This window comes from Pontibacter aquaedesilientis, from assembly GCF_014773225.1.
Classification (GTDB): domain Bacteria; phylum Bacteroidota; class Bacteroidia; order Cytophagales; family Hymenobacteraceae; genus Pontibacter; species Pontibacter aquaedesilientis.
This window is the reverse complement of the sequence record NZ_JACXAJ010000003.1, coordinates 294874-308370: the sequence shown is the minus strand read 5'-3', so window position 1 is coordinate 308370 and position 13497 is coordinate 294874. Positions and strand designations below refer to the sequence as shown.

The window sequence follows — 13497 nt, the reverse complement described above, 5'->3', positions numbered from 1 at the left end:
GCGCTGTTTCAGATTTCCTCCAGGGTGTAGTAGGTATAGGTGCTGCGCAGCGGTGGCAAATTTTTGTCATAAAAACGCCATAGATCAGCTTTGGCTGGCTTAATGACTTAGGGTATGCGTGGCCGGATCACATCCCCGCTTCTTTTGTTAGGATACTAGATGGACCATTAAACATAACCCTCTGTAGTTGGTATAGGTATAGCCAAAGCGGAGTAAAATTACACCATGGACAGAACAAACAAAGGAGCCCGTGGGGCAAAAGCAGACGAGAAGAAGAGCTTTCGGGAGCAGGTGGGCGCCCTGAAAAACCTGCCCAAGTTCTTCCGTCTCATCTGGGAAACGAGCAAACGCATGACCATCGGCAACCTGCTGCTGCGTCTCGTTAAGTCGGCAATCCCTTTGGCCATGCTGTATGTGGGCAAGCTGATCATTGATGAGGTGATCGGGCTGATCGCCGAGACGGGGGAGCGCGACCTGAACTTTCTTTGGATACTGGTGGCTTTGGAATTGGGATTGGCCATCGTGTCGGACCTGATCAACCGGGGCATCACGCTACTCGATAGTCTGCTGGGCGATCTGTTTTCTAACAGAACCTCTGTGCAGCTCATTGAGCATGCCGCCCGGTTGGACCTGGCGCAGTTCGAGGACGCTACCTTCTACGACAAACTGGAGCGGGCGCGGCGACAGACTATCACTCGGGTCGTGCTCATGTCGCAGGTGCTCTCGCAGCTGCAGGATATGGTCACCATTGGTTTTCTGGCGGTCGGTCTGATTGCCTTTAACCCCTGGCTCATCCTGATTCTGTTGGTGGCGGTTATACCTTCGTTTTTGGGCGAAACGCACTTCAATGAGCGCACCTATTCCCTCTCCCGCTCCTGGACGCCCGAGCGCCGCGAACTCGACTACCTGCGCTACATCGGGGCCTCCGACGAAACCGCCAAGGAAATTAAGACATTTAACTTATCCGGCTTTCTGTCCAATCGTTTCAAAGAGCTCTCTGATCGCTATTATGCCTTGAATAAAAGTCTGATCGTGCGGCGGGCGGTATGGGGAAGCGCACTCTCCTCGTTAGGAACGCTGGCTTACTACGGCGCCTACATTTTTATCCTGTTTCAGACGGTGGCTGGGGCTATTACGGTGGGTACCCTCACTTTCCTGGCCGGATCATTCAGCAACATGCGGGGTTTGCTGCAGGGCATCATGACCCGTTTTTCTCAGATTGCCGAGAGTGCGCTATACCTGCAGGACCTTTTCGATTTTCTGGAGCTCAAGCCACAGATCACACCGCCTGTCAACCCGCTGCAAATACCACAACCCATCCAGCAGGGCTTCACCTTCGAGAATGTTGGGTTTAAGTACCACAACAGCGAGAAATGGGCCGTGCGGTACCTCTCCTTCCACCTGCGGGCCGGCGAGAAGCTGGCGCTGGTGGGCGAGAACGGGGCCGGGAAAACGACATTGGTCAAGCTGCTGGCAAGGCTTTACGAACCCACAGAGGGCCGCATCTTACTCGATGGGATAGACCTGCGCGAATACGATCTCAATGACCTGCGCCACCAGGTCGGCATTATCTTCCAGGACTATGTGCGCTTCCAGATGACCGCCTCCGACAACATTGCCATCGGCCAGATCAGCAACATCACCGACCGCGACCGCATACAGGGCTCTGCGCAGAAAAGCCTGGCCGACCCGGTGATCCAGCGACTGCCCGATGGGTATGAGCAAGTACTGGGCAAGCGATTTAACAAAGGCGTGGAGCTGTCGGGCGGGGAATGGCAGAAGGTGGCACTGGCCCGTGCCTATATGCGCGACGCGCAGTTGCTTATCCTTGACGAGCCAACCTCTGCCCTAGACGCCCGCGCCGAGCACGAGGTGTTTTTGCGCTTCTCCGAGCTTATTGAGGGAAAGACCGCCGTGCTCATCTCCCACCGCTTCTCAACGGTGCGCATGGCCGACCGCATTCTGTTTCTGGAACAGGGGCAACTGAAGGAACTTGGCTCGCATCAGGAACTGCTGGCACAAAATGGCAAATATGCCGAGTTATTTGCGCTGCAGGCGAAAGGCTATTTATAGGTATAGGCTGTTGGGTAGCCTGTCACTCCTTTACGCCGAGGTAAGAGTACCTAAACCAGGTATACCTTAGTCTTCCGATTCTTTGCGCTTGTTGGTTAAGTCAATTTTATGGTTGATGGCAAAACTCATGATATGCCGGTTGTAAAAAAGATTTCCCACTGGTCGTTGCTGGTACCAATTCAGGTAGCCGGCTTCCATTTCTAAACTTTTTGAAACAGCATAGCTCAGCCCCGCATATATCCTGTTTTGGTCGAAGCGGTTGTAAACGATGCTTTTTCCGGCATTGATGTGCAATTCATCATAGGCTTTAAGCTTTACCGGCTGCTCTTTGATGTCTGCCAAACGGTACTCTATACCTAGCCTATACCTGAAACGGTAATTCGAGTTATACCCGGCTACCAGTTCTCCATTGTCCGTCTTTCGGAAGAAGCGCTTTTCAGCTCTATACCTGTGAGTGATCGCAAACCGACCAAGCGGCTGGCTGTAATTAAACTGTACATGCGGGCGCAACTCGGGCACCACCAGCCCTTGCACGGCTTTCGGGTCGTTGGGGCTTTGCCGGAAATAGGTGAAGCCCGCCACAGCCTCCCAGTTTTCGCCCAGCGTATAGCGTGCCTGAGAGCGGAGCAAGAACTGGTGTCGCCGACTCGGATTCATAAACCGCCGCTCATGCACCTCAGAGGTTAGTGCCCACTTGGGGCTAAATCTGATGGTGTTCGCATAGGAGAACCAAGCCAGTTGCTGGTGTGTCACCTGTTTATCCTGAGACCTCGCCCCAGTGGAATACCCTAAAAGGAAACTTGTTAGAAGAAGGCAAAGCGTATTGATTTTCATCCGGGAATCATAAGCCATGAATATACGCAAGCAAGAGAAAGAGCGAAGAAAATATTGACCATTCCTGACCGGCTGCACGGGCCAAGCCAACTATTTTTCAGTCCGGAGGCTCTTCCTCCTCGGCCATGTAATGCCATATTAGCACTACAGCCGCCAGGCTTATTATTGCCAGAGCTATCAGAAACAAGTCCTCTCCCACAAGCATACTGGTGTCGTGATGAAATGATGTATACGTGGCATCAGCCTCCTTTGTCCCACGTGGAACAACCTAGAAAGGGAAAAAGAAAGGTATAATAAGCGAGGCCAAAAGCCAGAAAAGTATGTTGAGCGGCGTGCCTACCCGCAGGTAATCCACAAACCTGTAATTGCCCGGGCCATAGATCATAGTATTGGTTTGGTAACCCATTGGCGTCATAAAGCTAAGCGAAGCCGCAAAGGTTACTGCCACCAGAAAGGGTCGCACGCTCACCCCCATCTCTTTGGCTGCCACGATGGCAATAGGTGCCAATAGCGCCGCTGTCGCATTGTTCGACATGAAATTGGTGGACATAAAGGTTATAAAGAAAAAGGCCGAGAGCAGCGCATGCGGCCCGTAACTGCCTATCGAATTGACCAGGTAGCTGGAGAGCAGACCGGCTGCCCCGGTTTTCTCCAGCGCGGCCCCCATCGACAAAACACCGGCCAGCATGAAAATTACTTTCCACTCAATAGCCTTGTAAAGCTCATCGAGGCGTATGGACTTGGTCAGCACCAAAAGCACTACACCTACCAGGGCACTCAGCACAATGTGTGCGATTCCGGTGGCTGCTGTAATCACTACGCCCGCACCGATAAGCAGCACCGGGATGATTTTGCTGTAGTCGTAATGGCTCCGCTCTGTCTCCGATACAAGCAGGATGTCTTCGTTGTTCCGCAAAAGTTCTGCCTGGCCCTTATCGGCGGCTATCAGTAGCACATCGCCTGGCGATAGTTTTGCATGCGTGAGTTTCTCATGTAGAATCTCATCGCGGTGGCGGATGGCGACCACAGTAGCTCCATGGTTATGCGCCCTAAAATCGAGTTGTTTGAGGGATTTGCCCTCCATGTAAGAGTTTGGCGTCACGATGGCCTCATACAGTTTGGTTGAGCTGTTGTTCAAGTCGCTTTCATTGAGCTTTCGCTCAGATTTAAGCTTTATGCCCTTCTCCTCTTTTAGCATTTTGAGCTTCTCCACATCGCAACGCACCTTGAGCACATCATTGGCCCGCAGCATGGTATAAGGGGTGGCCTTTAGCTTATATTGATCACGTGTTACCTGCAACACGTCTATATCCAGGTTCTGCACCAGTCCCGATTCGCTCAGCGGCACGCCCACAGACGGAGATTCAGGCAGCAACACGATCTCGGTCAGGTAATCACCCATGTTAAAATCCTCGGTCAGGTCTTCGGCTACCTTGCGGCTGGGTAACAAAAACCGCCCGACAAACAGCATATACACTACTCCAATAATCAGAAACCAGACGCCGGCCGACGTGAGTTCGAACATGCCTATGGGAGCCTCTCCCTGTGATTCGGCTATACCGCTGACCAGAATGTTGGTGGAAGTACCGATAAGGGTGCAAACACCGCCCAGCAGCGCTCCAAAGGAGAGCGGCATAAGCAACTTTGCAGGACTGATACGAGTATCGCGTGCTACTTGTATTACCACAGGCATGAGCAGAGCCACCACGGCTGTATCATTGATAAAAGCAGAGAGCAAACCGGCCACCAGCATAACCGCCAGCAGGCAAAGCAAATAGTTTTTACGGCCTACACGCGTAAGCAAAAAGCCAACACTGCTCAGAGCCCCGGACTTGAAAATAGCCGTGCTGATGACAAACATGCAGGCGACCGTGATGGTAGCCGGATTGCTGAAACCTGCCAGTCCTTCTGCCGGAGTTAGGATTCCCAGCATCATAAACAAACTCATGATCAGGATTGCCGTCGTGTCAATAGAGAGCCGCTCGCTTACAAAAAGCACAATGGCAAGCGCTATAACAGCCAGTACGACGCCAATCTCGTAAGTCATGCAAGTGTCAGTTTAATGATAAAGCCGGAACATGTTCGGGAGTCCAACTGAGGGATTTATGGTATACCTATCACTTGTTAATATGATAGCAATCGCTAGGTATAACTACATTTATACTTAAACGGTTACAAAAGATAACAATAAGTTGGAAGTAAATAAAGAGGCTAGATAAAGTATTGTGATTGTGTTCTTAAAAGATTAAAGAGTAACCCATTCGAACCCATATTCTGCTTAAGATAAGCCACCCTGCTAGTGTTTGGCTCTTTGCAGCTTCCTTTAATTATTAGTGAATACTATTCAGTGATCAAAATAGGTAGACAGGGTATGTCTATACATGACACCCGTTGCAAAACCTTATCCCCAAAATCCCATCATCTTAAGGCTGCAGCAGACCGTTTAGCTCCTGTACTACCCCATTCCGCATATCCCTGTCAAGGGCATTCAAACTTACCCCATTTAGGAGGGTAACGCCCTTTTTACGGTAAACAGTTATTGCTTCGCCTCCGCAAGTTCTTACTTGGGCTCCTTCTTTGAAGTCTGCCGCTTTATAGTTGCCTTTAATGATGTGCATCGCCAGAACTGCCCGGATTTTTTCATGGGGCTGTGTTTTAAGACTTCGGAGCGCCTCTTCGGGAGGTACAAGCAAGGTATAGGCCGTGGAGCCAGATAGCGTGGGCGCCAGTCCGGCTGTAGTCAGTAATTCTGCCAGCAACGGGCGCTCCTCTATGGCATATTGCATGAGGGTAACGCGCTGTGTTTGCGCTATTACAGAACCAGCAACCAAAAATAGGGTGATAAAAAACGACAAAAGGATACCACGACGAAGGTACAGTGGCTTTATCCGTACATATGCTTCCATATAGCTTTTGTACGGATAATAACCCTGCTAGGTAAGGAACAGCTACATGAAAGCGCACAAATTAAGTGCAATTATATCTGCCCGATTAAAACATGCGCCAATTGCTGATTTGCTCAATGAACAAAGGACCGGCTTTGGGTACCAGGACAAGGCTGATAAGCAAACCGTAAACTGCACCATAAAGGTGTGCGTCGTGGTTGATGTTATCGCCCATACGTTTCCCCTGGAAATAAGAGTACATCAAGTATAGGATACCCAGGATGAAACCAGGTATACAAAGTATGGCATACAGACAGATATCCTGTGTTGGGTAGAACAATATGCTGGAGAACACAACAGAAGCCACACCGCCTGAAGCACCCAAAGCTCGGTAAGAAGGATCATTGCGGTGCTTTAGGAAAGTTGGGATATCCGAAATGATGATACCCCCTAAGTAAATCAGCATGTAGATCAGTATTCCTGTCGTGGTGCCGAAAATAGCGCCGAAAGTCACTTCTACTGCGTTTCCGAAAAAATACAGCGTGAACATGTTGAAAAACAGGTGCGTGAAATCGGCATGCAGAAAACCTGAGGTCAGGAAACGGTGGTAAGAATTGTCACGCGCCACAGCATATGGGTGGAATATCCAGCCGTGCATCAACTCATGGTTTTTCCAGGCATACCACGAAATGCCAACTGTAATAATGATGAGGATGATGGTAACGCTCATTTGTCTATTGAGTGATTGAGTGAATGAGTGAATTAATGACGAATGATTAATCAGGAATGACTAATTAGCTTCATTAATAGAACTCATGATTTAATTCCGGCGCAAGTTTCAAACTTGTGCCTATTGATGGTGTCGAGTTTGCAACTCGGAGGGCTTGAAAAGCCCCATGCTATACCTTCGAGTTTATACCTGAGGACGCAATACCTGCGAACCAACAATGCAACAATTCTACGAGTCCCGCTCCATCAGTTGCAGTGCCAGGCCACGGATGGTTGCTTTGCGTACCTCGGCAACCTCTACGGCCTCTAAGTGTTGCAATGCTTGCTGAAAATAGAAATCTATCTGCTCTTCGGTTTGCTTGCGGATGTTAAGCTGGTCGTAAACGGCGGTAATGGCCTGTACTTTTTCTTCAATTGTGTCGGCGTGGGTACTGTCGCGCCAGTCCAGAATGGTTTGCAGTTGTTCCTTGTTAGCCTGCTCCAAGGCCGTCAGCATCAGGAAGGTCTTCTTATCCGACAAAATATCGCCTCCTACCTGCTTACCAAACTTGTCTTTGTCGCCATACACGTCAAGCAGATCGTCGCGCAATTGAAAGGCTATACCTACGTTGTCGCCAAATTGCTTCAAATGCTCGGCATCGCTGTCGGGTGCTCCCTGCAAGATGGCACCCAGCTTTAAGCTGAAACCAAGCAGCACGGCTGTTTTCAGGGTAATCATTTGAACGTATTCGTCAATGCGAACTTGTTCGCGGCGCTCGAAGTTCATGTCGAGTTGCTGGCCTTCGCATACCTCGGCGGCGGTTTTGCTAAACAACTGCAGCACCTTACCCAGTTTGTCGGGCGCTATACCCAGCAGCATTTCGTAGGCACGCACCAGCATCACATCGCCACTCAGAATGGCCGTATTGGCGTTCCACTTTTCGTGCACGGTTTGCTGTCCGCGGCGCAGTGGGGCCTTGTCCATGATGTCGTCGTGCATGAGGGTGAAGTTGTGGAAAACCTCTACTGCCGCAGCGGGCAACAGCACGTTTTCCACATCATCATCATACATTTTTGCAGCCAGAAGCACCAGTAGGGGCCTTATCCGCTTTCCGCCCAGCGACATAATGTAGCGGATGGGCTCGTACAGTTCCGCCGGCTGATCGCCGTAGCGGAGGGTATTCAGGGTTTGGTTAATCTGGGTTGAAAGCTGCGCGATATCCACAGGGTGTGTTAGTGTGTTTTTAGGGTTTCTACCAGTTCCATGTCGATGGTACGCTCGGCCATGTTGGCGCTCACGATCTCGACCATTACCTCGTCGCCAAACGAGATAATGCGCTTCGACTGACGGCCAATGATGCGGTAGTTGTTAGCGTCCAGCTCGTAGTAGTCATCGTTCAGACTCGACAGGCGCACCATACCTTCGCACTTGTTCTCTTCAATCTCCACAAATATACCCCATTCTGTCACACCAGACACAATTCCTTTGTATTGGTTGCCGATGGTGTCCTTCATGAACTCCACCTGCTTATACTTGATAGAAGCACGCTCGGCGTCAGCGGCACGTTTCTCCATTTCGGAAGAATGGCGGCAACGCTCCTCATAAGCTTCTTTGTCCTCAGACTGACCACCATCCAGATAATGCTGCAACAGACGGTGCGCCATCATATCCGGGTAGCGGCGAATCGGCGATGTAAAGTGCGAGTAGTGGTCGAAGGCCAGACCGAAGTGCCCTTCAGGCTCGGTGCTATACTTGGCTTTGGCCATTGTGCGGATCGCCAGATTTTGCAGCACGCTTTGCTCCGGTTTGCCTTCGATCTCGTGTGTCAGGTTATTGAGTTCTTCCGAGATGTCACCATCCGGGTCTACTTTATACCCGAACTTGCGGGCGAAGAGTGAGAATGTGCTTAGCTTATCAGGGTCCGGAGAGCCGTGCGTACGGTATACCATGGTGGGGCGCTTTTTGCCTTTTCCTTTGTTGTAGACAAACTCCGCCACTTTTTTGTTGGCCAACAGCATAAACTCCTCGATCAGCTTGTGAGCGTCTTTACGCTCTTTCACATAGATGGAAAGCGGCTTGCCGTTCTCATCCAGCTTGAACTTCACTTCGGTTGTCTCAAAACTGATGGCTCCGTTTTTAAAGCGTTTCGCCTGCAGTTTCTTGGCTATGTTATTCAGGATGTTGATTTCCTCTGCGAAGTCTCCTTCTCCTGTCTCAATGCGTTCCTGCGCCTCTTCGTAAGCAAAGCGGCGATCCGAGTATGTAACCGTGCGGCCATACCACGTATCGTAAAGTTTGCCGTTGTCGTCGAGCTCGAACACTACTGAGAAGGTGAACTTCTCTTCGTTCGGGCGAAGCGAGCAAAGGCCGTTCGAGAGGCGCTCCGGCAACATCGGGATGGTTCTGTCCACCAGGTATACCGAGGTCGCTCTTCGAAAAGCTTCTTTCTCGAGCAAGCTGCGCGGGTTCACGTAATGGGTCACATCGGCAATGTGCACACCTATTTCCCAGTTGCCATTCTCAAGTTTCTGTATCGACAGGGCGTCATCAAAGTCTTTGGCATCAGCGGGGTCGATGGTGAAAGTGGTTACGTCGCGCATATCGTGGCGCTTGGCAATTTCGCCGGCTGGTATCTTATCCGATATCTGATTGGCTTCTTCTTCCACTTCCTCCGGAAACTCAAACGGCAGACCGAACTCAGCCATGATCGAGTGGATCTCAGCCTCATGCTCACCGGCAGGGCCAAACACGCGAATCACCTCTCCTGTTGGGTTCTTACCCGCGTCTTTAGGCCACTCCACGATCTTTACCAGTACTTTATCACCAGACTCGGCACCGTTCAGGCCTCGTTCCCCCACAAACACATCGAAATAGAGCTTTTTGGAATCAGGAACCACGAAGCCGAAATTTTTGGACAGCTGCATAATGCCCACCAGTTCAGTACGGGAGCGTTCCAGCACGTCTACTACTATACCTTCGGCACGGCCACCTTGCATGGTTGGCAGCACTTCTACCTTTACCAGGTCGCCGTCCATGGCGTACTTAAGATGCTCGCGGAACACGCGCACGTCATCTTCGGTCTCTTCAGACACAATGTAGGCGTACTTGCTGTTAGCCAGGTCCACGCGTCCTGTAATGATGTTGACGCGCAGGTTGAGTTGGTATTTGTCGCCATCTATCAACAGCAGTTTGTTCTCGCGCACCAATGTGTTGACGATATTCTGCAGTTCATCGCGGCCTTTTTTATCTACTACACCCAGTCGGCGGGTCATTTGCCGCTGCGTGAATACGGTGTCAGGGCTATTGGAGAACATCTCCAATACAATGCCTTTGGCGGATCTGTCTTTACCGCCTCTGCGGCCTGAACCTGATGAATCGCGGCGTGATGAGTCTCTGCGGGACGATGAGCCCCCTCTTGGTGATGAATCTTTTTTAGAAGAGTCTCCTCTGCGGGAGCCACTTCTTTCATTGCGGCCTTCGTTATCCTTGCCGCTTTTGCTTGGTCTTTTACTTCTCATGTATCTTGCTATGTATCGCTGGCCGAGTGATTTGCACCGCAGCCATTACAATCTTTAACCCAAATGGTTTAGCTACTATACGCCTTCAGGGTATGCTTTGGTTAAAGAGCGCACTAAATTCAGGTGAATTTATATAGAAAAGTCTATATATGAGCTATAGTGAGAGGTATTAGTTCGCTGCCAGCGGTACGCCGCTCCTGATGGTGCTGCGCTTTTGCTGGGCTGAAATGATGGCCTCAGGCTCACTACAAGGTATAGCGCTGATAAGCGAACGGGTATAGTCGTGCTGCGGATTCTGGAAAATTTGAGCAGGTACGCCCTGTTCCACTAGGCGTCCTTCGTGCATCACCAGGATTCGGTCGGCCATGTGCTTGGCTACTGCCAAATCGTGGGTGATAAAGATATAGGTCATGTTGAACTCACGCTTCAGTTCATTGAGCAAATTGAGCACCTGAGCCTGTACGGACACATCCAGCGCCGAAACTGATTCATCGCAAATCAATAATTTGGGTTGGAGTGCCAGAGCTCTTGCAATGGCAATTCGCTGGCGTTGCCCACCAGAGAACTCATGTGGATAACGCTGCGCATGCTCGGCACTAAGTCCCACCTTCTCAAGTAGTTCAAACATCTTTCCACGACGTTCTTTATCGCTGCCGTAGAGTTTATGCACATGCATGGGCTCCAGTATGGCCTCGCCTACTGTATGCATGGGGTTGAGAGAGGTATAGGGGTTTTGGAAAATCATCTGGAAATGACGGCGGTTCTGGCGGAGCTCTTCGGTATTCACACTGGCTATATTATGCCCCTCAAACAACACATTTCCAGCTCTCGGCTCTATTAGTCTTACTATGGCCCGCCCCAAGGTGGTCTTTCCACTCCCCGACTCCCCAACAAGCGCAATGGTCTCACCACTTTTTATCTCAAAGCTTACTCCATCCACGGCTTTTACATAGCCAATTGTGCGGGAAAAGATTCCTTTCTTAATGGGAAAATACACCTCCAGGCCATGCACCTGCAGCAAAGGCGGCTTCTGGTTATAATCACGCTGCTGCTTTATATCTGATACGGTGCCCACATACGCATTCACCACATCGACAAAAGACGGCTCGTATACTTGCGGTTTCTTCTCCTGAATATGGCCTTGCTCGTCTTCCTTCATAAAGTCAGAAACTGTTGGCAGTCTGGCTTGCGACTTCGTGCGGAGTGTAGGACGGCAGGCCAATAAGCCTTTCGTGTAAGGGTGTTGCGGATTGGTGAAAATGTCGAGCACGTTGCCTTGTTCCACTATATGGCCTTTGTACATCACCAGCACGCGGTCGGCCATTTCGGCGACAACACCCAAATCATGACTGATAAACATGACAGCCAAATTTTGCTTCACCCGCAATTCATCGATCAGCGAAAGCATACGGGCCTGTACCGTCACGTCAAGGGCTGTCGTCGGCTCATCGGCAATCAGGATAGTAGGCTTGCAAGCCATCGCCATGGCGATCATCACGCGTTGCTTCTGTCCCCCTGATATTTGGTGTGGATAAGTATTAAAAATCTGCTCCGCTCTGGGAAGCCTGACTTGTTCAAAAAGCTGTATAGTACGTTCCTTTGCTTCTTTTTTGGAAATCTGTCTGTGCAACAAGAGTACCTCCGCTACTTGTTGTCCACAGGTATAGACAGGGTTAAGCGACGACATAGGGTCTTGAAAAACCATGCCGATCTCGTTGCCCCGAACTTGCTGGAGCTGCTTTTCATTCAGCTCCAAGAGGTCCACCGTTCCCAAACGCTCCGACTGGAAAACTGCTTTGCCCGTTACTTGCGCATTTGCCTCAAGCAGCTGCATCAACGATAATGCCGTCACTGACTTTCCCGAACCAGACTCACCCACAATAGCCACCGTTTCGCCAGGGTATACAGAAAACGACACGCTATCCACGGCTCGGATTATACCTTGCCGGGTATGGAAGGTGGATGTCAGATCTGTGACCTGTAGTATGGGTATGGGTATAGACAAAGACAATGGGGTATGGTGCTTCTGGTAAAAATAAGGTTTTTTGAATGAATGCGATGCCTTTCTTGTTTTCGTTTTTCACCGTACATTTAACATTGACCCTGAAACCTATGAGAACTTCTTCTGAAAACAACCCCGCTGTTAACAGTACCTCTGCCGGAACAAACTCTAAAAGCACTATTATCTGGGACCTCGGCGCAGTACTCATTGACTGGAACCCCCATCACCTCTATCGTAAGATTTTCGAGGACGAAGCACAGATGCTGCACTTCCTGGAGAACGTCTGCACCTTTGAGTGGAATGAGGAACAGGATGGTGGCCGCAGTATTCAGGAAGCCAACGAGTACCTGATCGCTAAACACCCGGAACACGAAAAGAATATCTGCGCTTACTACGGTCGTTGGGAGGAAATGCTGGGCGGACCGATTGAAGGCTCTGTGGAGATTTTCCGTGAAATGAAAGCCCGTGGCGAGCATAAGCTGTATGCCCTCACCAACTGGTCAGCCGAGCTTTTCCCGATTGCTTTGGAGCGGTACGACTTCCTCGGTTGGTTCGACGGCATCGTGGTGTCCGGTACCGAAAAAGACCGAAAACCCAACCACAGCTTCTACCATACCTTGCTCAACAGGTATAACGTACAGCCCCACGAAGCCCTTTTTATTGACGACAACCTGCGCAACATCAAAGCCGCCGAGCAACTAGGTATAGAATCGATTCATTTTACCTCACCGGAGGATTTGAGGGAGAGGTTGCAGCGAATGGGAGTCTTATAAAACAAAAGCGGCTGTTCCATGTGGAATAGCCGCTTTTGTTTTATGCTTATTTATACCTTACAAGCCCTGCTGCTCAGCCGCTGGCTTTTTCACCGGCTCATCATAATGGGCGAAGAAACGCTTTTGATTGAAGAGAATAATCAATACCCCGATAAAGATAGCCGAGTCCGCCACGTTGAAAATAGGCCACAGCGACATCGGTTTACCGCCCAAAATTGGAATCCAGTTCGGTACGATGCCTTCCCATATATCCACGTAGAACATATCGATTACCTGCCCATGGAACCATGGTGTGGACGAGCCATACGGCGCATTGTCGAACAACACACCATAGAAAGTACTGTCAATTAAGTTGCCGATGGCACCACCCAGAATCAGGCCGATGCACCAGATCAAGCCCTTAGGCGCTTTGGTCTTTACCAGGTAGTAGATGTAGTAGGCAATACCGAACACAGCCACCAGTCGGAACAGCGACAGAATCAGCTTACCGTAATCAGAGCCAAGCTCTACACCAAAGGCCATACCTGGGTTAAGGGTATAATGTAGCTTCAGCCAGTCGCCCAAGAGTACGATTTCGCCTGGCATTCCCATTTCCATGTTGTAATGCACGATAAGCTTCACAACCTGGTCGATGATGATGACGATGAGGGCCACTAAGTAGTACTTCCAATATTTCATGTTTCGTCAATTAGGCTGTAGCAAC

General features: G+C 50.3%; 10 protein-coding genes. 2 read left to right on the top strand and 8 right to left on the bottom strand.

Annotated features, from left to right (window positions below; translation table 11 throughout):
* Nucleotides 1–225: 225 nt before the first annotated feature.
* The gene (locus tag H9Q13_RS09740; protein ID WP_191183604.1) at nucleotides 226–2073 is read left to right on the top strand and encodes an ABC transporter ATP-binding protein; all 1848 of its coding nucleotides are present in this window, start codon (nucleotides 226–228) and stop codon (nucleotides 2071–2073) included.
* Between the two features lie 66 nt (nucleotides 2074–2139).
* Here the strand turns inward: H9Q13_RS09740 and H9Q13_RS09735 are convergent, their stop codons facing one another.
* The 7 genes from H9Q13_RS09735 to H9Q13_RS09705 form a co-directional block, all read right to left on the bottom strand.
* On the bottom strand, nucleotides 2140–2826 hold the full coding sequence (locus H9Q13_RS09735) for a DUF2490 domain-containing protein (RefSeq protein WP_191183603.1): 687 nt from the start codon (nucleotides 2824–2826) through the stop codon (nucleotides 2140–2142).
* A gap of 349 nt (nucleotides 2827–3175) precedes the next feature.
* The gene (locus H9Q13_RS09730) at nucleotides 3176–4954 is read right to left on the bottom strand and encodes an SLC13 family permease (protein WP_191183602.1); all 1779 of its coding nucleotides are present in this window, start codon (nucleotides 4952–4954) and stop codon (nucleotides 3176–3178) included.
* 376 nt (nucleotides 4955–5330) lie between these two features.
* Nucleotides 5331–5813, bottom strand: coding sequence for a fasciclin domain-containing protein (locus H9Q13_RS09725; RefSeq protein ID WP_191183601.1), 483 nt, complete (start codon nucleotides 5811–5813; stop codon nucleotides 5331–5333).
* A gap of 85 nt (nucleotides 5814–5898) precedes the next feature.
* On the bottom strand, nucleotides 5899–6522 hold the full coding sequence (locus H9Q13_RS09720; protein ID WP_191183600.1) for a rhomboid family intramembrane serine protease: 624 nt from the start codon (nucleotides 6520–6522) through the stop codon (nucleotides 5899–5901).
* A 228-nt stretch (nucleotides 6523–6750) separates the two neighbouring features.
* On the bottom strand, nucleotides 6751–7725 hold the full coding sequence (locus H9Q13_RS09715; protein WP_191183599.1) for a polyprenyl synthetase family protein: 975 nt from the start codon (nucleotides 7723–7725) through the stop codon (nucleotides 6751–6753).
* Between the two features lie 8 nt (nucleotides 7726–7733).
* Nucleotides 7734–10019, bottom strand: coding sequence for a ribonuclease R (rnr, locus tag H9Q13_RS09710; protein WP_191183598.1), 2286 nt, complete (start codon nucleotides 10017–10019; stop codon nucleotides 7734–7736).
* A gap of 169 nt (nucleotides 10020–10188) precedes the next feature.
* Complete coding sequence (locus H9Q13_RS09705; protein ID WP_191183597.1) at nucleotides 10189–12024, bottom strand: ABC transporter ATP-binding protein; 1836 nt, start codon at nucleotides 12022–12024, stop codon at nucleotides 10189–10191.
* Nucleotides 12025–12131: 107 nt separating this feature from the next.
* Here H9Q13_RS09705 and H9Q13_RS09700 point away from each other — a divergent pair, with 107 nt between their 5' ends.
* Nucleotides 12132–12794: an HAD family hydrolase gene (locus tag H9Q13_RS09700; protein ID WP_191183596.1), complete on the top strand. Its 663-nt coding sequence runs from the start codon at nucleotides 12132–12134 to the stop codon at nucleotides 12792–12794.
* Nucleotides 12795–12851: 57 nt separating this feature from the next.
* Here the strand turns inward: H9Q13_RS09700 and H9Q13_RS09695 are convergent, their stop codons facing one another.
* Entirely contained in the window at nucleotides 12852–13472 is a 621-nt protein-coding gene (locus H9Q13_RS09695; RefSeq protein WP_191183595.1) for a lipoprotein signal peptidase, read from the bottom strand.
* Nucleotides 13473–13497 lie beyond the last annotated feature (25 nt).

What these genes read in the sequence shown, in the direction of transcription:
- H9Q13_RS09730 (WP_191183602.1), bottom strand. Translation starts at nt 4,954, where the DNA reads ATGACTTACGAGATTGGCGTCGTACTGGCTGTTATAGCGCTTGCCATT.
- H9Q13_RS09725 (WP_191183601.1), bottom strand. Translation starts at nt 5,813, where the DNA reads ATGGAAGCATATGTACGGATAAAGCCACTGTACCTTCGTCGTGGTATC.
- H9Q13_RS09700 (WP_191183596.1), top strand. Translation starts at nt 12,132, where the DNA reads ATGAGAACTTCTTCTGAAAACAACCCCGCTGTTAACAGTACCTCTGCC.
- H9Q13_RS09720 (WP_191183600.1), bottom strand. Translation starts at nt 6,522, where the DNA reads ATGAGCGTTACCATCATCCTCATCATTATTACAGTTGGCATTTCGTGG.
- H9Q13_RS09695 (WP_191183595.1), bottom strand. Translation starts at nt 13,472, where the DNA reads ATGAAATATTGGAAGTACTACTTAGTGGCCCTCATCGTCATCATCATC.
- rnr (WP_191183598.1), bottom strand. Translation starts at nt 10,019, where the DNA reads ATGAGAAGTAAAAGACCAAGCAAAAGCGGCAAGGATAACGAAGGCCGC.
- H9Q13_RS09740 (WP_191183604.1), top strand. Translation starts at nt 226, where the DNA reads ATGGACAGAACAAACAAAGGAGCCCGTGGGGCAAAAGCAGACGAGAAG.